The sequence below is a fragment of the Bacillus sp. FJAT-27251 genome, assembly GCF_001273925.1.
GTDB lineage: Bacteria > Bacillota > Bacilli > Bacillales > Cytobacillaceae > Mesobacillus_B.
Genome location: NZ_LIGG01000001.1, coordinates 293,927 through 313,908, shown reverse-complemented (window position 1 = coordinate 313,908; position 19,982 = coordinate 293,927). Strand labels below are relative to the sequence as shown.

Annotated in this window: 20 protein-coding genes; 18 read left to right on the top strand and 2 right to left on the bottom strand. The window is 48.9% G+C overall.

All coding sequences use genetic code 11. The annotated features are described in order from the left end of the window. The first annotated feature begins 229 nt into the window (after positions 1 to 229). From ADU22_RS01560 to ADU22_RS01540, 5 genes are all read left to right on the top strand, one after another. Entirely contained in the window at positions 230 to 1,093 is an 864-nt protein-coding gene (locus tag ADU22_RS01560; RefSeq protein WP_053360583.1) for a YitT family protein, read from the top strand. A 50-nt stretch (positions 1,094 to 1,143) separates the two neighbouring features. Then, positions 1,144 to 1,470, top strand: coding sequence for a cytochrome c551 (cccB, locus tag ADU22_RS01555; protein ID WP_053360582.1), 327 nt, complete (start codon positions 1,144 to 1,146; stop codon positions 1,468 to 1,470). A gap of 372 nt (positions 1,471 to 1,842) precedes the next feature. Beyond that, positions 1,843 to 2,529 (top strand): cell division ATP-binding protein FtsE, encoded by a 687-nt coding sequence (gene ftsE / locus ADU22_RS01550; RefSeq protein ID WP_053360581.1) that lies wholly within the window; start codon positions 1,843 to 1,845, stop codon positions 2,527 to 2,529. Further along, a complete protein-coding gene (ftsX, locus tag ADU22_RS01545; RefSeq protein WP_053360580.1) occupies positions 2,519 to 3,415 on the top strand; it encodes a permease-like cell division protein FtsX in 897 nt (298 codons plus the stop codon). Before ftsE ends, ftsX begins: the two co-directional genes overlap by 11 nt. A gap of 107 nt (positions 3,416 to 3,522) precedes the next feature. Then, positions 3,523 to 4,914 (top strand): murein hydrolase activator EnvC family protein, encoded by a 1,392-nt coding sequence (locus tag ADU22_RS01540; protein WP_053360579.1) that lies wholly within the window; start codon positions 3,523 to 3,525, stop codon positions 4,912 to 4,914. A 91-nt stretch (positions 4,915 to 5,005) separates the two neighbouring features. On the opposite strand, the gene ADU22_RS01535 is transcribed toward ADU22_RS01540, so the two are convergent. Together ADU22_RS01535 and ADU22_RS01530 are read right to left on the bottom strand one after the other, a co-directional pair. Next, positions 5,006 to 5,269 carry a phage holin family protein gene (locus ADU22_RS01535; protein ID WP_053360578.1) on the bottom strand — a complete coding sequence of 88 codons (264 nt, stop codon included), beginning with the start codon at positions 5,267 to 5,269 and terminating at the stop codon, positions 5,006 to 5,008. A gap of 118 nt (positions 5,270 to 5,387) precedes the next feature. Then, entirely contained in the window at positions 5,388 to 5,663 is a 276-nt protein-coding gene (locus ADU22_RS01530) for an alpha/beta-type small acid-soluble spore protein (protein WP_053360577.1), read from the bottom strand. 171 nt (positions 5,664 to 5,834) lie between these two features. Here ADU22_RS01530 and ADU22_RS01525 point away from each other — a divergent pair, with 171 nt between their 5' ends. From ADU22_RS01525 to uvrA, 13 genes are all read left to right on the top strand, one after another. After that, entirely contained in the window at positions 5,835 to 7,277 is a 1,443-nt protein-coding gene (locus ADU22_RS01525) for a S41 family peptidase (RefSeq protein ID WP_053360576.1), read from the top strand. Positions 7,278 to 7,408: 131 nt separating this feature from the next. Beyond that, the gene (locus ADU22_RS01520) at positions 7,409 to 8,599 is read left to right on the top strand and encodes a PDZ domain-containing protein (RefSeq protein WP_053360575.1); all 1,191 of its coding nucleotides are present in this window, start codon (positions 7,409 to 7,411) and stop codon (positions 8,597 to 8,599) included. A 277-nt stretch (positions 8,600 to 8,876) separates the two neighbouring features. Continuing rightward, positions 8,877 to 9,221, top strand: a complete 345-nt coding sequence (locus ADU22_RS01515) for an ArsR/SmtB family transcription factor (RefSeq protein WP_053364425.1) — start codon at positions 8,877 to 8,879, stop codon at positions 9,219 to 9,221. Between the two features lie 18 nt (positions 9,222 to 9,239). Beyond that, complete coding sequence (locus ADU22_RS01510) at positions 9,240 to 10,538, top strand: arsenical efflux pump membrane protein ArsB (RefSeq protein ID WP_053360574.1); 1,299 nt, start codon at positions 9,240 to 9,242, stop codon at positions 10,536 to 10,538. 28 nt (positions 10,539 to 10,566) lie between these two features. Next, positions 10,567 to 10,986: an arsenate reductase (thioredoxin) gene (arsC, locus tag ADU22_RS01505; protein ID WP_053360573.1), complete on the top strand. Its 420-nt coding sequence runs from the start codon at positions 10,567 to 10,569 to the stop codon at positions 10,984 to 10,986. 187 nt (positions 10,987 to 11,173) lie between these two features. Beyond that, a complete protein-coding gene (locus ADU22_RS01495) occupies positions 11,174 to 11,866 on the top strand; it encodes a TVP38/TMEM64 family protein (RefSeq protein ID WP_053360571.1) in 693 nt (230 codons plus the stop codon). A 9-nt stretch (positions 11,867 to 11,875) separates the two neighbouring features. Further along, complete coding sequence (locus ADU22_RS01490) at positions 11,876 to 12,601, top strand: GTP pyrophosphokinase (RefSeq protein ID WP_053360570.1); 726 nt, start codon at positions 11,876 to 11,878, stop codon at positions 12,599 to 12,601. A 31-nt stretch (positions 12,602 to 12,632) separates the two neighbouring features. Next, the gene (locus ADU22_RS01485; RefSeq protein ID WP_053360569.1) at positions 12,633 to 12,827 is read left to right on the top strand and encodes a hypothetical protein; all 195 of its coding nucleotides are present in this window, start codon (positions 12,633 to 12,635) and stop codon (positions 12,825 to 12,827) included. A 45-nt stretch (positions 12,828 to 12,872) separates the two neighbouring features. Continuing rightward, on the top strand, positions 12,873 to 13,682 hold the full coding sequence (locus tag ADU22_RS01480) for a uroporphyrinogen-III synthase (RefSeq protein WP_053360568.1): 810 nt from the start codon (positions 12,873 to 12,875) through the stop codon (positions 13,680 to 13,682). Between the two features lie 111 nt (positions 13,683 to 13,793). Beyond that, the gene (locus ADU22_RS01475; RefSeq protein ID WP_156324287.1) at positions 13,794 to 14,366 is read left to right on the top strand and encodes a YitT family protein; all 573 of its coding nucleotides are present in this window, start codon (positions 13,794 to 13,796) and stop codon (positions 14,364 to 14,366) included. A gap of 123 nt (positions 14,367 to 14,489) precedes the next feature. Continuing rightward, the gene (locus ADU22_RS01470; RefSeq protein WP_053360567.1) at positions 14,490 to 14,723 is read left to right on the top strand and encodes a CsbA family protein; all 234 of its coding nucleotides are present in this window, start codon (positions 14,490 to 14,492) and stop codon (positions 14,721 to 14,723) included. 222 nt (positions 14,724 to 14,945) lie between these two features. Then, positions 14,946 to 16,922: an excinuclease ABC subunit UvrB gene (gene uvrB, locus ADU22_RS01465; RefSeq protein WP_502688731.1), complete on the top strand. Its 1,977-nt coding sequence runs from the start codon at positions 14,946 to 14,948 to the stop codon at positions 16,920 to 16,922. Between the two features lie 13 nt (positions 16,923 to 16,935). Continuing rightward, complete coding sequence (uvrA, locus tag ADU22_RS01460) at positions 16,936 to 19,809, top strand: excinuclease ABC subunit UvrA (RefSeq protein ID WP_502688730.1); 2,874 nt, start codon at positions 16,936 to 16,938, stop codon at positions 19,807 to 19,809. Positions 19,810 to 19,982 lie beyond the last annotated feature (173 nt).

Here is a 19,982-nt window from a genome sequence, read left to right as displayed (position 1 = left end):
AGAAGCCGTCAATGTGACTGTTAACCGAGAAAATCATCAAACAGGGTCTCGATGACACACCTCCCCACCCATTTGCCTATCCATCCTCCTCCCCCTCCCGCATACTTTCGCCTCCATATTCCAAAACTAATAAAAACCTTTCACCCTTTACCACAGCAGATGGCTGGCGTTTACAGCAAAAGGCTCTCATGCTATACTCACTGCTGGAAAAAACACGAAGGGGAATAATATGAAGAGACAGAGAAACGCTGTAGTGAATCCAAAGCTTGAAAAGTTAATTGAATATGTTTATGTCCTGGTTGGTTCGGCGATTGTGGCCATTGCTTTCAATCAATTTTTGCTGCCAAACCAGATTGCTTCCGGGGGAGTCAGCGGGATTAGCACCATCCTGGCCAGCGTCCTTGGCTGGGAGCCTGCGTATGTCCAATGGTCATTCAACATTCCGCTGTTTATCGCCGGAGTCAACCTGCTGGGCAGGCAATTTGGAGCCAAAACACTGGTCGGCACCATCTTTCTTCCTTTTGTCGTCTTTTTGACAAAAGATTGGGCGCCGTGGACGCTCGACCCGCTGCTTGGCTCCCTGTTTGGAGGAATCTGTGTCGGGCTGGGCCTTGGGATTGTGTTCCGCGGCAAGGCCTCCACTGGCGGGACGGATCTGGCTGCGCAAATCATCAATAAATATACAGGATTCTCTCTCGGTGCCTGTGTGGCGTTAATTGACGGGTTGATCGTCCTTGCTGCCGCAATTGTGTTTGATATTGAGCGCGGCCTTTATGCGCTGGTCGGGCTGTATGTGACCAGCAAGACAATTGACATGGTCCAGGTGGGAATAGGACGTTCCAAGATGACGCTTGTCATCACTTCGCGCCAGGAAGAAGTGAGGGAAGCAATTTTGAATAAAATCGACCGGGGAATGACAAAACTATCAGCATATGGCGGCTATACCGATGAAGAGCGTCCGGTTTTGATGTGTGTAGTGGACCAAACGGAGTTCACAAAATTGAAACAAGTTGTGAAAAGCATTGACCCGGCAGCTTTTATTATTGTTACCGACGCATCCGAGGTGCTGGGGGAAGGTTTTAAAAGAGTGTGACATTGGTATATGATAGAAGCGTATGTAAAATTTTCTAAGGGGGAGTTAAGGTGAACAAGAAATTATTGGCTTTATTATTTGGAGCCTCCCTTGCGCTTGCAGCCTGCGGTGGCGGCGGCGATGAAGCGGGCGACGGAACAGGCGGCGACAGCGCAGGTGCAGGAGATCCCGAAAAGCTTTATACGCAAAAATGTTCAGGCTGTCATGGCGGTGATCTGCAGGGCGGAGCTGGCCCGGCATTGGCGAATATTGGTTCCAAATATTCACAAGAAGAAATTGAAGGCATCATCCATAACGGGCAAGGTTCCATGCCAAAAGAATTGCTGAAGGGCGAAGAGGCAACAGCTGTAGCTGAGTGGCTTGCAGGGAAAAAATAAATGCGACAGCAAAACGCTTGCGGTTATCCGCAAGCTTTTTTGCTGCATTTTTTACGTGAAAACTCAACCAAAATGAAAAATTAACAAATTCGACATTAAATTCCCTTGCCGTCTTGTAACACCAATGAAATAAAACTGAACATTCTACCTATTGACAGAGCAGTGACTCTGCGGCATTCTAGCCAACTGGCACTCTATAGCATAGGAGAAAAATAGAATTAAATGGGTGAAATTGGCTAAAAAAAGAGGTTTGAAAACAAAATGTAATATTTTTAAGGGTTATTTTGCGATATCCAGATGATATAATGTTCCTGTTACAAAAAATGTCGAAAGTTAGCCAGAGGATAAAAAACAACCTAAGGTGATTCAAACATGATTGAAATGAAGGAAGTATATAAAACATACCCGAACGGCGTAACAGCCGCCAACGGGATCAATGTTTTCATAGATCAGGGAGAATTTGTTTACGTGGTTGGACCGAGCGGTGCGGGTAAATCTACTTTTATCAAGATGATGTACCGCGAAGAAAAGCCGACAAAAGGAACCATTACCGTAAACGATATTAATCTCTCGAAATTAAAAAATAGCAAAGTCCCATTACTGCGCCGCAACATCGGCATGGTCTTCCAGGACTTTAAACTGCTTGAGACCATTACCGTTTATGAAAATGTCGCCTTTGCGATGGAAGTGGTCGAAGAACAACCGAATGTAATCAAGAAGCGAGTGATGGAAACCCTCGAACTGGTCGGGTTGAAGCACAAGGCAAGGATGCTTCCGACTGAGCTTTCCGGCGGGGAGCAGCAGCGTGTTGCGATTGCCCGTTCGATTGTCAACTCGCCGAAAGTCGTGATTGCTGATGAGCCGACCGGGAACCTGGATCCGGAAACTTCATGGGGAATCATGAAAATTTTTGAGGAAATCAATCTTAGAGGGACGACCGTGGTGATGGCCACTCATAACAAGGATATCGTCAACAACTTGACGCATCGGGTTATTGCCATTGAGAGCGGGAAAATCGTCCGTGACGAACAGAAGGGTGGTTATGGCTATGAAAGCTAGAACCTTCCGCCGCCATTTTAGAGAAAGCTTCAAAAGCCTGGGCCGGAACGGCTGGATGACGCTAGCGTCCATCTCGTCGGTCACCGTGACCCTGCTTCTAGTCGGTGTCTTTTTCGTCATTATGATGAATTTGAATAGTGTGGCAACCTCGATTGAGGAAGATGTTGAAATTCGCGTCCATATCGACCCTGCTGCCAATGAAGAGGACAAACAGTCATTGGAACAGCAGATCGCCGGCATTGCCGAAGTCAAAAGCATTGACTATTCTCCTAAAGAAGAAGAGCTTAGCAGCCTGATTGCGAGCTTTGGCGAAGAGGGAGAGGCGTTGAAGCTAGTTGAACAGGAAAATCCGTTAAATGATGTCTTCGTCTTAAAGACGAAAAATCCCACCGATACGATAAGAGTGGCTAAGCAAATTGAAGATTTCAATTTCGTTTTCAGTGTCAAATACGGACAAGGTACAGTGGAATCACTGTTTAATTTTATAAATGTGAGCAGGAATGTCGGCTTGGTGCTGATCATCGGCCTCTTGTTCACCGCCATGTTCCTGATCTCCAATACGATTAAAATCACGATCATGGCCCGGCGCAAGGAAATCGAAATCATGCGCCTTGTTGGTGCGACCAACTCGTTCATCAGATGGCCATTCTTCCTTGAGGGACTATGGCTTGGCGTATTTGGCGCCATCATTCCAATCGGCATCCTGGCAACGGCCTATTATTACTTGTTTGATTTCCTTCAGGCAAGGCTGGCCGCCAACCATTTTATTAAGTTGATCGAATTCAACCCGTTTGTTTACCAGCTATCAGCCATCCTGTTGTTGATGGGGGCGGCAATCGGGATCTGGGGAAGCCTCATGTCCGTCCGCAAGTTCCTGAAAGTGTAAGAGGGAAGGGCTAGGGCCTTCTCTTACATAGTAAATCTACCATTTTGACGAAACAGAGAGAGACAGAAGTTACGAAACTATCAAAACTTGAGAGGGGTATTAATCTAGTGAAAAAGCAGATACTCTCACTAGCTGTAGTCAGTACTTTAAGTCTGGGCTCTTTGCTCAGTCCAAATTTTGCAGACCATGTTAGTGCCAACAGCCTAAACGATTTGAAAAACGAACAGCAGCGCATCAACCAGGAGCGCTCTGGCATAAATAATGAAATTAATGAAAAGAAATCAAAAATCAGCAATCTTCAAAATGAACAGCAGGACGTTCAGGCAGAAATAAAGCGTCTGGACATGGCGATGGAAGATGTCCAAAACAAGCTGGAAGAAAAGAATGCTGAAATCAAGCGTACACAGGAAGAAATTGAACAGCTGAAAAAGGATATCGTTGTCCTTGAAGACCGGATTGAAAAGCGGAACGAACTGCTGAAAGACAGGGCGCGTTCCTTGCAGCTGAGCGGCGGTGCTGTCAGCTACATCGATGTCCTTCTTKGGGCACAAAGCTTCAGCGATTTTGTTGACCGCATGGGTGCAGTAGCCACGATTGCAAATGCTGATAAAGAGCTTTTGGAGCAGCACCAAAAAGACAAGGATGAACTGGAAGCCAAAAAGAAGGAAGTTGAAGCTAAGCTTGCATCCCTGGAGAAAATGAAGGCTGAGCTTGAACAGCTTAAGAAACAGCTGGACGGCCAAATCGCCGAAAAGAACAATCTTATGAAGTCTCTGAAGAAAGAAGAAGAAGAGTTTCATGCGGCTGTAACAGAAGATGAAGTAAAAGCGGAGTTCCTTGCCAATCAGGAAGCCGCTATCCAGAAAGCAATCCAGCTCGAGGAAGCGCGCATCGCTGAAGAAAAGAGGCAGGAAGCCATCAGGGCTGCTGAAGAAGCGAGAAGAGCAGAAGCAGCTCGTCAAGCTGAAGCAGAACGGCAAAAAGCAGCAGCTGCAGCTGCCAAGAGCAATAATAGCAGCAATAACGCAGTATCCGCAGCCAGTGCTCCGGCTCCTAAGCCAGCACCAGCACCGGCTCCAGCTAAGAAACCTGCTGTTTCCAACAGTACCTTTACCTGGCCTGCAGCCGGCCGTGTATCTTCCGGATTCGGGTCCCGTTCTTTGGGCAACCATTTTGGGATCGATATTGCCCAGCCGGGTCCTAATGTGCCTATCGTGGCAGCAGCAGGCGGCGTAGTCAGCCGTTCCGATTACTCAAGTTCATACGGAAATGTTATTTATATTTCCCACTCCATCAATGGACAAGTCTATACAACCGTTTATGCCCATTTAAGCTCAAGAGCGGTTGGCGTGGGTTCTGTTGTCAGCAAAGGCCAGCGCATTGGAACAATGGGCAACACAGGCCAGTCGTACGGCCAGCACTTGCATTTTGAACTTCATAAAGGTCCTTGGACAGCTTCAAAAGGGAATGCTGTGAATCCAATGCCTTATTTGCCATAAAGAAAAGAGAGACAAAAGTCTCTCTTTTTTTATTCCCGATTTTTAAGGGTCAAAACCAGCAATCTATTAAAATAGTCCCCTATTATTTTGGCTAGTTCCTATTTCTTTTGGCCCCCATTGTCTGCTTGTACATTTGGTGGCCGAGAACCGCTACGCCTGCGGCAATGATGCCATTGATGACACCTGTTATCGAAAAGCCGAAAGCATATGTCCCAAACGCAATTGAAACGGCGAGAAGAATCCAGATAATGCTCCAGTCGGGAATTTTAGGCGTTTGTTTCAGGGCATATCCAATAACCCATAAGGCAGGCACGAGCATATAATAGTTTTCATTTAAAAAATCCAGCAGGTTCAAGTTTTCCCACCTCCATAAGAATAGCTGTGCTTGTACTATTCTATGCAGGGGCAAGCTCCTCTGCCTGGACATTATTTGTTCCCGTAAAAAAGGGCACGCCCTGGAGCATGCCCTTTTTTCATTGCTTTTTCATCTGCTCCTGGGCCATGCGGATCATTTCCTTCACCATGCTTCCGCCAATCGTGCCGCCTACTTTTCCCGCCTCGTGGGATGTCAGCCTGCCATTATAGCCTTGCTGCAATGGCACATGGTTTTCCCTTGCCACTTCGTACTTCACACTGTCGGGGTCCTTGCTGTCCACAGTATMCCCCTGGTTCCTCATCACATCTGCTTTCAACTGGTCAAGAGCTCCGCGAGCCTCAGGCACAAGCGGGCGCTTTTTTCTTCTGGGCATTTCTACCCCTCCTTTTCTCCTTTTGACTAGTATGTCCCGCAATGCTGTCTATTAAAAAAGTTCCTTGCTGCCGCCGCATTGAAATAAACCTTCATAACCTGTCCAGCCGTGTCATATAATGGAAGACAAGTCCAAGTAAAAAGACAGGAAAGTGTGGCGAGGAGGACAAAAATGAAGCGTAGATGGATAGCACTGCTGATGGCGGTATCCATGCTGCTGGGAGCAGCCGGAGCATTTGCGGGGATGCAGTGGGCCAGTGCGAATGGGGGCAGCGGCCCAGAAGCAGGCTTTGATACTGGCCACAAGGAATTTCAGGCTGCTGACGGACTGGAAAAGGTAGGCCAAGCCTACAGTCTCATCCTCAGCAGTTATGTAGAGGAAGTGAAGAAGGAAGAACTGGTGGAAGGGGCCATCCAGGGCATGCTCACTAAACTTGGCGATCCTTATTCTGTTTATATGGACGCTGAAACGGCCAGGCAGTTCAACGAAACCCTGGAATCTTCTTTTGAAGGAATTGGCGCTGAAGTAAGCATGATAGGGAATAAAGTCATTATTGTCGCGCCGTTTAAGGACTCGCCTGCCGAAAAGGCCGGCCTTAAACCGAATGACCAGATCCTGAAAGTGGATGGTGAAAGTGTCGAAGGTCTTGATCTATACGAGGCAACCTTAAGGATCAAGGGAGAAAAAGGAACGGCGGTCGAGCTTGAAATCATGCGTTCCGGTTTGAAAGAGCCGATCAAAGTCAAAATTATCCGTGACGAAATTCCGCAAATTACGGTGTACAGCGATATGAAGAATCTGAACGGGGAGAAAATTGGTCACCTCGAAATCACCTCGTTTTCCCAGGATACCGCCAAGGAATTTAAAAAGGAGCTTGGCTCGCTTGAAGATCAAGGGATGTCAGGCCTGGTTATCGATGTCCGCGGAAATCCGGGAGGGCTGCTTGACAGTGTCGAGGAAATTTTAAAAGAGCTGGTCACCGAGAAAAAGCCGCTCTATCAAATTGAACAGCGAAGCGGAGAGAAAACCCGTTATTTCTCGACTTTAAAGAAGGCAAAAGATTATCCAATCGCGGTACTGACAAACAAGGGCAGCGCCTCGGCATCGGAAATCCTTGCAGGCTCCTTAAAGGAAGCGGGAGGCTACCCAGTGGTCGGCGAGAAAACCTTTGGCAAGGGGACTGTCCAGCAGCCGGTGCCGATGGGCGATGGCAGCAACATTAAATTGACGCTGTTCAAATGGCTGACCCCGGACGGAAACTGGATCCATAAAACCGGCATACAGCCGACATTGCCTGTCCAGCAGCCGAAGCTTTTCGAAACCCACCCGATTCAGGCAGAGGAGCCGCTTAAGCGCGACATGAACAGCGAGCAGGTCAAGAATGCCCAGGAAATCCTTGAAGGAATCGGGTACGCACCGGGACGCACCGATGGCTATTTCAATGAACAGACAGAGATGGCAGTAAAGGCCTTCCAGCGTAAAAATGGAATGAAGGTGACAGGCATCATTGACGCGAAGACGGCGGCGGCCCTCGAAGAAACAGCGCGAAAGGAAATGAAACGTGAAGAAAATGACGCCCAACTGCAGCATGCACTCAAGCTGCTGGCTAAATAAACCTTTGGAACAGCCGGATAGGCTGTTTCTTTTGCTTATAGTAATTTCCAAAACTAGTAATATGTTTTAACAGGGAGTTTTGTTAAAATAGATATAACTGACATTCTATACATAAAGGCTGGTGACAATGGGTGACAGAGATACTGTTGGAACTTCTTAAGGGTACAGGAAAGCTATTCCTTCACCCTTTGTTCTATTATTTATTTTTTTTGGCGGCCTATTTAGGCGTTTCGCGGGTAAAACGGGAGCGGAAGAATTTCCACGTCCGCGCTCAGGATGCCTTTTTTGAAATCCGGCAGCTGGTCCCCGCCGGATTGCTGATAGGCCTGGTGCTGTCTGTCTTTACTCTAGGGGCCGGTCTGGCCATCCCACTCGCTGCTGTTGGGCTGATTGCGGTATTTACCTTGCTGTTGGGCATTACAATGAAAGTTCGTTTTCTTTCMCCTGCCTATACCGTAGGTTCAGCGTTTTTCGTCCTGATTTTTATCGCAGGGCAAGACTGGAACCTGCCGTTCGCAGGCGCTTATGTGGCAAGCCTTGAGCACAAAATATATCCATCGGTTGCGGTCCTGATGGGGCTGCTACTTATCGCAGAAGGCATTTTAATCAGGAAAAACGGCAGCAAAGGCACATCGCCAAAGCTGGTGAAATCCAAACGGGGACAGACGGTTGGAGTTCATGAAGCAAACCGTCTGTGGATGCTTCCGGTCTTCCTGCTCGTTCCAGGGGATGCCATTCAGCACATATGGAGCTGGTGGCCGGTCTTCGGGATTGGAGACAATCTATACTCGCTCCTGCTGGTGCCATTCGCTGCAGGCTTCAGCCAGGAGATTCGGGGAATGCTCCCAAAGGAAGCGGTCCAGCTTCATGGCGGGCGTGTAACTGCGCTGGGCGTGCTCGCACTTGGTGTGGCCATCGCCGGGTATTGGTACCCGCTTGCTGCAATTGCGGCTGTTGCCGCCGCGGTCCTTGGCCGCGAAATCATTGTGCTCGGATTGAGGCTGCAGGATGACAATCTGCCAGTCTACTTTTCCAAGCAAAATCAGGGCGTGATGATTCTTGGCGTCATTCCTGAATCCCCGGCTGCAAAAATGGGCCTTCAGGTAGGGGAACTGGTGACCAAGGTAAACGGAACATCCGTCAATGATGAAAACAGCTTTTACGAAGCCATCCAGCGGAATGCCGCCCACTGCAAGCTCGAAGTACTGGATACAAACGGGCAGGTACGGTTTGTGCAGCGTGCCTTGTATGAAGGGGACCACCATCAGCTCGGCATCCTTTTTGTCCAGGATGAAAAAAAGTGGGACAGCGCAGTTGTTTAGTGTGAGGTATATTGAATTAGTGTGATCCAATTGCTTTCATGCTTCAAAGATGCTGAGAAACCAGGGATTGATTGGGGGAACCTGATAAATCCCTGGTTTTTTTTCAATTTTGGTAAATAAGTCAGTCTATTGACATATAAGCATATAATTATATAATGGTATTCGTTGATAAAATTAAGGAAATAACTATGCAATGACAACAGTGAATTAGGCGAGCGAAGAACTTCATACAAAGGAAACAGAAATGCATTTTGATTTCGAAAGGCAGGAGGTTCTTATGGAAACATTAAAAATTGAAATGGATAAAGCCGCTTTCATCCTTAAACTCTTGGGAGATAAAACACGTCTTACAATGGTTAAGATCCTGGAAAACCATGACTGCTGCGTCTGTGAATTTGTGGAAATCTTCAAGATGAGCCAGCCCGCGATCAGCCAGCATGTCCGAAAATTAAGGGATGCCGGCCTCGTGGGGGAGGAACGGAAAGGGCAATGGGTGTTCTACTCCCTTAAAAAAGAGAGCGGCTATTATCCAATGGTCCAGGACATCCTTCAGCATCTTCCAAACCAGGACTATAAGCTAAAAGAATTAGAGGAACAAGGATTAAGGATTTCTTGTTGTTAAGTACAGGGGGAATAGAGAATGACACAGGTTTTATTGGCTTCGGCCATCTTTTTACTAACATTGGTGCTGGTCATCTGGCAGCCTAAAGGGTTATCCATTGGCTGGTCCGCATGCGGCGGCGCCATTTTGGCCCTGCTGGTCGGGGTCGTAAATTTGCAGGATGTGATCGATGTAACCTCCATTGTGTGGAATGCGACACTTGCCTTTGTTGCCATCATCATCATCTCGCTGATTTTAGATGAAATTGGTTACTTTGAATGGTCGGCCCTCCATATGGCGCGAGCCGCCAAAGGAAACGGGGTGCGGATGTTTATCTACGTATCCATACTGGGAGCCATCGTTGCGGCGTTTTTTGCCAATGATGGGGCGGCGCTTATTCTTACGCCTATCGTGCTCGCCATGGTCCGTAATTTGAATTTCAATGAAAAAATGGTTTTCCCGTTCATCATGGCCAGCGGTTTTATTGCGGACACCACCTCGCTTCCACTGGTGGTGAGCAACCTGGTGAACATTGTATCGGCGGACTTCTTCGGAATTGGATTTGTACAGTACGCCTCGAGGATGATTGTCCCGAACTTCTTTTCATTGGCAGCCAGCATTCTGGTGCTGTATCTGTTCTTCCGTAAGAGCATTCCGAAGAACTATAACATGACCCAGCTGAAAAAGCCGGAAGAAGCGATTCGTGACCACAAGATGTTCCGGTTATCCTGGGTCGTCCTTGGAGTGCTCCTGGTGGGCTACTTTTCCAGTGAATTCATTGGGATCCCGGTATCCTTCATCGCTGGGATTGTCGCCATCTTCTTCCTGATGATGGCGAGGAAAAGTCCGGCGGTCCAGACTTCCGCTGTCATTAAAGGGGCCCCATGGAATATCGTCTTCTTCTCCATCGGCATGTATGTCGTGGTATACGGACTTAGGAATGCAGGATTGACCAATGTTTTATCCGATGTGATTCAGGTGGCAGCGGACCAGGGACTGTTTGCCGCCACGATTGGAATGGGCTTTATTGCCGCCATCCTTTCTTCGGTGATGAACAACATGCCGACCGTCATGATTGACGCCCTTGCGATAGCTGATACGAATACAAGCGGCGTGATAAGAGAAGCCCTGATCTACGCCAATGTAATCGGGTCCGACCTCGGCCCTAAAATTACCCCGATCGGATCGCTCGCCACCCTTCTCTGGCTTCATGTGCTGAGTTTGAAAGGCGTCAAGATTTCATGGGGAACGTATTTTAAAACAGGGATTGTCCTGACGATTCCGACCCTCTTCATCACGTTGGCGGGTCTCTATGTCTGGCTGTTAATCATCTCATAAAATTTTTCTGAAAAAGGAGAAATGCATCATGACGAAAAAAACACTTTATTTTCTTTGCACAGGAAACTCCTGCCGCAGCCAAATGGCCGAAGGGTKGGCAAAGCACCATCTTGGTGACGAATGGGAAGTCAAAAGTGCCGGACTAGAAGCACATGGACTGAATCCGAACGCTGTGAAGGCGATGAAGGAAGCGGGTATTGATATTTCCAATCAGACTTCTGACGTGATTGACCTGGAAATTCTGAACAATGCCGATTTGGTTGTCACTCTTTGCGGACATGCTGCCGACCATTGCCCGGTGACTCCTCCCCATGTGAAACGTGAACACTGGGGATTTGATGACCCGGCCAAAGCGGAAGGGACAGAGGAAGAAAAGTGGGCCTTCTTTCAGCGTGTTCGCGATGAAATCGGGGACCGCATCAAGACGTTTGGGGAAACAGGAAAATAATAAAAATGGCCAAGAGTTTGGCTGGCTTCCTATAAAACCAAGAACGGTTCCTGATAAGGGAACCGTTCTTGGTTTTATGGGTCTTTGGCATGGGAATACCCTCCAGGATGGAACTTTGCAGCTTCCCGTGCGTACTATAACAGAAGCAAAAATGTCCCTTATGACGGAAACAGGTTGGTGAATAAAAATGGATAGGCCAAAATTAACGAAGAAATTTAATAGGAAAATCTTGTTCATGCTGCTGATTTTGGCCTTGGGCAGTCTCTTGTATGCTTTTACGAAGGATGTGTTCTCGCTGTTCCTGGCTGGCGATCTTGACGGCATCCGCTCTTCCCTTAAAGGAAATGAAGGCTACACTTATTTGTTCATGCTCTTCATCATGGTCATCCAAAATGCGTTTACGGTCATCCCGCTGCTGCTGGTGATTACGGTCAATATCACCCTGTTCGGCTTTGTGGATGGTTTTATCTGGAGCTGGCTGACCAGCGTCTTCGCGGCGATTGTCATTTATCTTAGCGTCAAATATCTTTTCCAGAACTGGCTTACCGAGAAGTTCAACTCCGACCTTGTCGCCAGACTTGAGCGGGAAGGATTTGCCTATGTTTTTCAGGCGAGGGTTTTTCCGTTTGTCCCTACCAGTCTCGTGAACATTCTGGCGGGGCTGAGTTCGGTCTCCTTCAACCACTTTTTGTTTGCCACGATATTTGGAAACTTCCTCTACTTTTTCGTCTTGGCACTTATCCCTGCAGGATTATTATCCGCCGAAATTGACGAGTATGTGCTGGGAATCCTCGTTCTCCTGTTCTTCGCATTATTCTTTGGTTTTAAGAAAGTATATAATAGGAAGAGAAAGCGGCAAGGCAATTTTTACAGGGAATGAGGTCAACCCATGATTGGTGATTTTACTTTAAATGAACTAAGGACGCTTAAAGCCGAATTAACCCGGTTCATGATGGCGTATAAATTCGCACTGGATGAAATGAACACAAAGATAAATATCTTGAAGGAAGAGTTTCAGTATATTCACGATTACAATCCGATTGAACATGTTAAATCCCGGGTGAAAACGCCGGAAAGCATCCTTGACAAGGTATATCGGAAAAACCTTGAGCTGTCACTGCCATCCATCAAGGAAAACATCAAGGATATTGCCGGCATCCGGATCACCTGCTCGTTTATAACCGATATTTATAAAATTTGTGATATGCTGAAAGGACAAAAGGATATCACGGTGGTCGAAAGCAAGGACTACATAAAAAAGCCCAAGCCAAATGGCTACCGAAGCCTGCATTTGATTATTGAAATCCCGATTTTCATGTCGGATCGGGAGGAACGGATTCCTGTTGAAATCCAAATACGCACGATCGCGATGGATTTCTGGGCCAGCCTGGAACATAAAATCTTTTATAAATACAATAAGGAGGTGCCGGACCATTTGCTGAAGGAGCTGAAAGAGGCTGCAACCTCTGCGGCCGAGCTGGATGTGAAAATGGAGAAGCTGAACAATGAAATGGGAGTCTACAAGGAGAAAGGAAGGCTTGAGGATGAATTGGTCCTCAGCCAGCAGAGCGCTCTGCCATTTAAGCTTTTAGGGTCGCTGGCTAATAGAGACTAAAATATTCACTTGATGAAAGGGGAAGCTGGAAATGAGTTTTTCAATCCTGCTTGTGATCCTCATCCTTGCCGTATCAGCTGTACTGACTTTTTTGCTGGTAGGGAAGGGCGATGAAGGATACCAGGAGGCGGCAAGGCGCAATACGATCAATTTGACGATGATTTACGCAGTAGTCATCATTTTATCGATGGTTGCAGTGGCGGCCTACATCTGGTGGTTTGCCTAAGCCCGGATGACTTTGAATATGCGGTAGATCAGGAGGGAGAAGCTGTTGGAAAGATTAGCGGGGAAAAGAATTGCCCTTGCAGGGTCACGGAAGACAGAGGAAATCAGCAAGATTATCGCCAACCTGGGAGGAATCCCGGTTCTTCGCCCTGCTCAGGGGACCGTCTTCCTTGATGATTCTTCACTGGAAGAAGATATTCGGGAACTGGTGGAGGGCAAGTACGATTGGTTCATTTTTACAACGGGCATTGGAACAGAAACCTTACATAAGCACGCTGGAAACCTTGGCCTGCAGGAAGGCTTTGCGGCTGCGCTCCGGCAGGCGAAGATTGCTGCCAGGGGCTACAAGACCGTTCAGGCGCTGAAGAATCTTGGGATCGTCCCGGTTGTAAGGGACGATGATGGCAGCATGGCAGGATTGCTGCGGTCGATGAAGGCCCACTCTTTTCGGGATGCAAAGGTGGCCCTGCAGCTGCATGGGGACCCGGCTCCCAAGCTGATACAGTTTCTGGAGGGGGTAGGAGCGGAATACAAGGAAATTCTTCCTTATCATCATATCCCTCCGGAGACGGAAGTGTTGGAGCAGCTTCTTCAGGACATTATCAACGGTGATGTCGATGCTGTTAATTTTACAAGTACACCGCAAGTCCGCTTCCTGTTTGCTCATGGTAAGGAAAAAGGCCTCCTGGACAAGCTGCTGGAGGCTTTTGCCGGCAAGGTGGTCGCCGTCGCGGTTGGCAAGGTGACCGCCGCCGCGCTGCGGGATGCAGGCGTGGAAAGAGTGGTTGTTCCCGGCCAGGAGCGGATGGGCAGCGCCATTGTCGCCCTCGAGCAATATTACAAGGAAAACCAATAAAAGCTTAATAGGGGTCAGGCACCCTGCGGTACTGTACAGTACCGCAGGGTGCCTGACCCCTTTTTACGCATATTTGCGGGACAGGGACCATAAATATGGTGTAGACAGGAAGTGGGGTGGGCGATTATCAGATTGGCTGCTGTGTTGATTGGAAGTTTTCTTGTGGGGGCTGGAATCAATGGTTTTTTGGTTCCCCACCGCCTGCTGGACGGAGGGGCAGTGGGAATCGCCCTTATTCTTCATTACTATTTCCACTTCCAGACAGGTTTGTGGGTTGTCCTTCTCAGCCTTCCGCTTGCCGTCTACGCCTTCTTCAAGGAAAGGAATTATTTTTTCAGCAGCATCCAGGGATTGATTGCCACTTCCTTTTTTATTGATTGGCTGGCACCGCTCCAGGATCAATTCCAGCTTCCCATCTGGTGGAGTTCGATACTGGGGGGATTTATCATTGGAAGCGGAATTGGGCTAATGCTCCGCTATGAGACAAGCACGGGGGGCACAGATTTGCTGGCGTATATCCTTTCAAAGGCTTCTTCCCTGAACCTGGGTACGCTGATCTTTCTCGTGGACGGCCTTATCGTATTGGTCGGTTACCAGGCGCTGGGAGCCCAGAGCTTCCTTTTTTCCTCGATTGCCATTCTGACCGCCGGAGTCACTGCTTCGGTCTGCTATGAAAAAATATAAACACCAACCGTACAGCCAGGAATTCCTGCTTGTCTGAAAAAAGGAAAAACGCTATGCTTAAGGGAACGAAGACATCCAGGTGTTTCTTTTTGCCAATCAGGATGTCCTGAGAGGTGTATTCAGTTGGTCATGAAATATATCGTAGCGCTATTGCTTCCGGGAGCGATGGTTGTTTTTTTTACAAGGGTCGCTTATAACCACTACCTTGGACTGATTTTGACAGTGGCCTTGATTGCCGCGTCTGTTTATAAAGGCTATACGGATACAACGCTGCTGATTGTGGTGGATTCCCTCTCCCTCACTGCCGGTTTCTACTTCGCAAACAGAATGGTGCAGCGAAACCGCAAAAAGGCATGACCGTGCTGGTATTCCAGCACGGTTCTTTTTATTTTGGCCAGACTATATGAAAACAAATCCTCCCTATTTAAAACATGTCGAAAAAACTAGAACGCTTGTTTGCTTCTTGTTGGTTTGTTTTGGCAGCTTTGTGGTAGAATGGAGATATGGAATTTTCACCTCCGTCATCATCGCAGCATGCTGACTGATATAAATCGAACTTTTACAGGGGGCTTTTTGGTAATGGACCAGTTTGAATTAGTCTCAAAATATTCCCCGCAGGGAGACCAGCCCGAAGCGATCAGGCAGCTGGTCCAGGGGGTAAAGGAAAACAAGCGGCATCAGACGCTGCTTGGAGCAACGGGAACCGGCAAGACCTTCACTGTTTCCAACGTAATCAAAGAAATAAACAAGCCGACATTGGTAATTGCCCATAATAAAACACTGGCAGGGCAGCTCTACAGCGAGTTCAAGGAATTTTTCCCGAACAATGCGGTAGAGTATTTTGTCAGTTATTACGATTACTACCAGCCGGAAGCCTACGTGCCGCAAACGGACACCTTCATTGAAAAGGATGCCAGCATCAATGATGAAATCGATAAGCTGCGCCACTCGGCCACATCCTCCTTGTTTGAGCGGAAGGATGTCATCATCATCGCCAGTGTCAGCTGCATCTACGGCCTCGGTTCGCCAGAGGAATACCGGGATATGGTCGTATCCTTGAGGACAGGCATGGAGATCGAGCGGAACAAGCTTCTGCACCGCCTTGTCGATGTCCAGTACGAACGGAATGATATCGACTTTAAGCGCGGTACCTTCAGGGTACGTGGCGATGTAGTCGAGATCTTTCCAGTCTCACGGGATGAGCATTGCATGCGGATTGAGTTTTTCGGAGATGAAATTGACCGCATCCGCGAGGTGGATGCCCTTACCGGTGAAATCATCGGTGAGCGCGACCATGTGGCAATCTTCCCGGCATCCCACTTCGTGACGCGCGAAGAGAAGATGAGAGTGGCGATTGAAAACATTGAAAAAGAGCTGGAGGAACGGCTTGAGGAACTTCGGGCCAATGATAAGCTGCTTGAAGCGCAGCGCCTTGAACAGCGGACACGCTACGACCTCGAAATGATGAGGGAGATGGGCTTCTGCTCGGGGATCGAGAACTATTCCCGCCATCTGACACTCCGGCCGCCGGGCTCCACGCCTTATACGCTGCTTGACTATTTCCCGGAAGATTTTCTGCTCGTCATCGACGAGTCGCATGTTACGCTTCCGCAAATCAGGGGAATGTATAATGGTGACCAGGCGCGGAAGAACGTCCTCGTCGAGCATGGCTTCCGCCTGCCTTCAGCAATGGACAACAGGCCGCTGACTTTCGATGAATTTGAAAAGCACATCAATTCGGCCATTTATGTATCGGCAACGCCTGGCCCTTATGAGATTGAACATACGCCAAAAATGATTGAGCAGATCATCCGTCCAACCGGGCTGCTTGACCCAACGATTGATGTCCGTCCGATCGAGGGGCAGATTGATGACCTCATTGGCGAAATCCAGGACCGCATCAAGCGAAACGAGCGTGTACTGGTGACCACGCTGACGAAGAAAATGTCAGAGGACCTGACCGACTATTTAAAAGAGATTGGCATTAAGATCCAGTATTTGCACTCGGAAGTCAAAACGCTGGAACGGATTGAAATCATCCGCGAGCTGCGGCTTGGCAAATATGACGTCCTTGTTGGCATCAACCTTCTGAGGGAGGGCCTTGATATTCCTGAGGTTTCCCTTGTTACGATTTTGGATGCCGACAAAGAGGGCTTCCTCCGCTCCGAACGCTCGCTGATCCAGACGATTGGCCGGGCGGCGCGGAATGCGAACGGCCATGTCATCATGTACGCCGACCGGATGACCAATTCAATGGAGATGGCGATTGCCGAAACCAAACGCCGCCGTGCCATCCAGGAAGAGCATAATGAAAAGCACGGCATCACACCGCAAACCATCCAGAAGGAAATCCGCGATGTTATTCGCGCTACCATCGCGGCCGAAGAGCAGGAATCCTATTCTCCGGCGGAAGGCTTGAAAAAGCTGTCGAAGAAGGAGCGCGAAGAAGTGATCGCCAATATGGAAAAAGAAATGAAGGACGCAGCCAAAGCTCTCAATTTCGAACGTGCGGCCGAGCTGCGTGATTTAATTTTAGAGTTAAAAGCGGAAGGATGACAGAATTATAACCATGGATAAATTAATTATTAGTGGGGCAAGAGCCCATAACTTAAAAAATATCGATGTCACCATTCCGAGAGACAAGCTTGTTGTACTGACGGGGCTTTCCGGTTCGGGGAAGTCCTCGCTGGCTTTTGATACCATCTATGCCGAGGGGCAGCGGCGCTATGTGGAGTCGCTATCCGCCTATGCCCGCCAGTTCCTTGGGCAGATGGACAAACCCGATGTGGATTCGATCGAGGGACTGTCTCCAGCCATCTCGATCGACCAGAAAACCACAAGCCGGAATCCTCGCTCCACCGTGGGTACTGTTACGGAAATCTATGATTATCTGCGGCTTTTGTACGCGAGGGTTGGAAGGCCAGTCTGTCCGGTCCATAAAATTGAAATCTCCTCACAGACGATCGAGCAGATGGTCGACCGGGTAATGGAGTTCCCCGAGCGGACAAAAATGCAAATCCTGGCGCCCATTGTCTCCGGCAGAAAAGGGATGCATGTCAAGCCTCTGGAAGATATCAAAAAGCAGGGGTATGTGCGCGTGCGCATAGATGGGGAAATGCGTGACCTCGAGGAAGACATTGAACTGGAAAAAAACAAGAAACACAGCATAGAGGTAGTTGTCGACCGGATTGTTGTCAAGGAAGGAGTAGCCGCCCGTGTGGCCGATTCCCTTGAAACAGCCTTGAGGCTTGGCGAAGGCAAAGTCATCGTCGATGTGATAGACGGGGAAGAGCTGATGTTCAGCGAAAATCACGCCTGTCCGGTGTGCGGCTTTTCCATCGGCGAACTGGAGCCGCGCATGTTTTCGTTCAACAGCCCGTTTGGCGCCTGTCCCGATTGCGACGGCCTGGGCGTCAAGCTGGAAGTTGATGCGGACCTTGTGATTCCCAACAAGGACCTGAGCCTGAAGAAAAATGCGATTGCACCATGGGAGCCTGTCAGCTCCCAATATTATCCGCAGCTTCTTGAGGCGGTATGCAGCCATTACGGAATCGACATGGATGTCCCGGTGAAGGACCTGCCAAAGGACCAGCTTGATAAGATCCTCTACGGCTCCGCCAGTGACCGAATCTATTTCAGGTACCAGAATGATTTTGGCCAGATCAGGGAAAATTACATCCAGTTTGAGGGAGTTCTCCGCAATGTGGAACGGCGCTATAAAGAAACAGGCTCCGACTATATCCGGGAACAAATGGAAAAATACATGGGCGAGCTTCACTGTCCAACATGCAAAGGATACCGCCTTAAACGGGAGACCCTTTCAGTATTGGTGTCGGACCGCCATATTGGCCAGGTAACCGAGCTTTCGGTCGAAGAGGCGCATCACTTTTTCGATACCCTGCAGCTTTCGGAAAAAGAGATGAAAATTGCCGACCTTATTTTCAGGGAGATTAAGGAACGCCTTGGCTTTTTGGTCAACGTCGGCCTTGATTACCTGACGCTAAGCCGGGCGGCAGGGACTTTGTCGGGCGGTGAAGCCCAGCGGATCAGGCTCGCCACCCAGATCGGCTCCAGGCTGACAGGGGTCCTTTACATTCTCGATGAACCTTCCATCGGCCTGCATCAGCGCGACAATGACCGGCTGATCGGGACGCTAAAGAATATGCGCGATATCGGCAATACTCTCATCGTTGTTGAACATGATGAAGATACGATGCTTGCTGCCGATTATCTGATTGATATTGGCCCTGGGGCAGGGGTCCACGGCGGCGAAATCATTTCTGCCGGAAGTCCGGAAGAGGTGATGAACGACCCGGCTTCGCTGACGGGCCAGTATCTTTCCGGCAAAAAGTTCATTCCGCTTCCGCTTGAACGGCGGAAGCCGGACGGTCGCTACATTGAAATTAAGGGTGCGAAGGAGAATAACCTGAAAGGCACCAATGCGAAGTTTCCGCTCGGCATGTTCATTGCGGTAACAGGCGTTTCCGGATCAGGGAAAAGTACGCTGATCAATGAGATTCTCCTAAAGTCGCTGGCCATGAAGCTTCACCGGGCCAAGAGCAGGCCGGGCGAACATAAGGAAATCAAAGGGGCCGAGCATATCGACAAGATCATCGATATCGACCAGTCGCCAATCGGGCGAACGCCAAGGTCCAATCCGGCCACCTATACAGGGGTGTTCGATGATATCCGCGATGTGTTCGCTTCTACCAATGAAGCGAAAGTGCGCGGCTATAAAAAGGGCCGATTCAGCTTCAATGTAAAAGGCGGACGCTGTGAAGCCTGCCGCGGCGACGGTATCATCAAAATCGAAATGCATTTCCTTCCTGATGTCTACGTACCGTGCGAAGTTTGCCATGGGAAACGCTATAACCGCGAGACACTTGAAGTAAAATACAAAGGCAAGAACATTTCAGACGTTTTGGATATGACGGTTGAGGATGCCCTCGAATATTTCAGCAATATCCCGAAAATCAGAAGGAAGCTTCAGACGATCGCGGATGTCGGTCTAGGCTACATCAAGCTCGGCCAGCCGGCAACGACCCTGTCCGGAGGGGAAGCGCAGCGGGTCAAGCTTGCTTCCGAGCTGCACCGCCGGTCCACGGGAAAAACGCTCTATATTCTAGATGAACCGACAACCGGCTTGCATGTCCATGATATCGCCCGTCTGCTGGAAGTGCTTCAGCGGCTTGTCGAAAATGGTGACACTGTGCTGGTGATTGAGCACAACCTCGATGTCATCAAGGCCGCGGACTATATAGTCGACCTTGGTCCTGAAGGCGGGGACAAAGGCGGCACGATTGTTGCGGCGGGCACCCCTGAACAGGTTGCCGAGGTTCCGGAATCGTATACCGGCAAATACCTGAAGCCTATCCTCGAACGAGATCGGCTTCGCATGCAGCAGCTGGTCAGCGAAAGGGAAGAAAGCTACAGCAGCTCCTAAAAGGTGAGCGCTGCCGAAATTGGATTCGGCAGCGCTTTTGTATGCAGAACCTTTCCATGAAAACACAATTTAGTGAAACTCTCCCTTTGTTTAATCCGTATTAAAAGTTGAGAGGTTTTGCAGGAAGAAATTGCAGCCAGGTGTTTAAGTCATAAATAACTGAAAATGCGAGG

What these genes read in the sequence shown, in the direction of transcription:
- ADU22_RS01525 (WP_053360576.1), top strand. Translation starts at nt 5,835, where the DNA reads ATGAAGCGTAGATGGATAGCACTGCTGATGGCGGTATCCATGCTGCTG.
- ftsE (WP_053360581.1), top strand. Translation starts at nt 1,843, where the DNA reads ATGATTGAAATGAAGGAAGTATATAAAACATACCCGAACGGCGTAACA.
- uvrB (WP_502688731.1), top strand. Translation starts at nt 14,946, where the DNA reads ATGGACCAGTTTGAATTAGTCTCAAAATATTCCCCGCAGGGAGACCAG.
- ADU22_RS01490 (WP_053360570.1), top strand. Translation starts at nt 11,876, where the DNA reads ATGATTGGTGATTTTACTTTAAATGAACTAAGGACGCTTAAAGCCGAA.
- ADU22_RS01495 (WP_053360571.1), top strand. Translation starts at nt 11,174, where the DNA reads ATGGATAGGCCAAAATTAACGAAGAAATTTAATAGGAAAATCTTGTTC.
- ADU22_RS01510 (WP_053360574.1), top strand. Translation starts at nt 9,240, where the DNA reads ATGACACAGGTTTTATTGGCTTCGGCCATCTTTTTACTAACATTGGTG.
- ADU22_RS01560 (WP_053360583.1), top strand. Translation starts at nt 230, where the DNA reads ATGAAGAGACAGAGAAACGCTGTAGTGAATCCAAAGCTTGAAAAGTTA.
- uvrA (WP_502688730.1), top strand. Translation starts at nt 16,936, where the DNA reads ATGGATAAATTAATTATTAGTGGGGCAAGAGCCCATAACTTAAAAAAT.
- ADU22_RS01515 (WP_053364425.1), top strand. Translation starts at nt 8,877, where the DNA reads ATGGAAACATTAAAAATTGAAATGGATAAAGCCGCTTTCATCCTTAAA.
- ADU22_RS01485 (WP_053360569.1), top strand. Translation starts at nt 12,633, where the DNA reads ATGAGTTTTTCAATCCTGCTTGTGATCCTCATCCTTGCCGTATCAGCT.
- ftsX (WP_053360580.1), top strand. Translation starts at nt 2,519, where the DNA reads ATGAAAGCTAGAACCTTCCGCCGCCATTTTAGAGAAAGCTTCAAAAGC.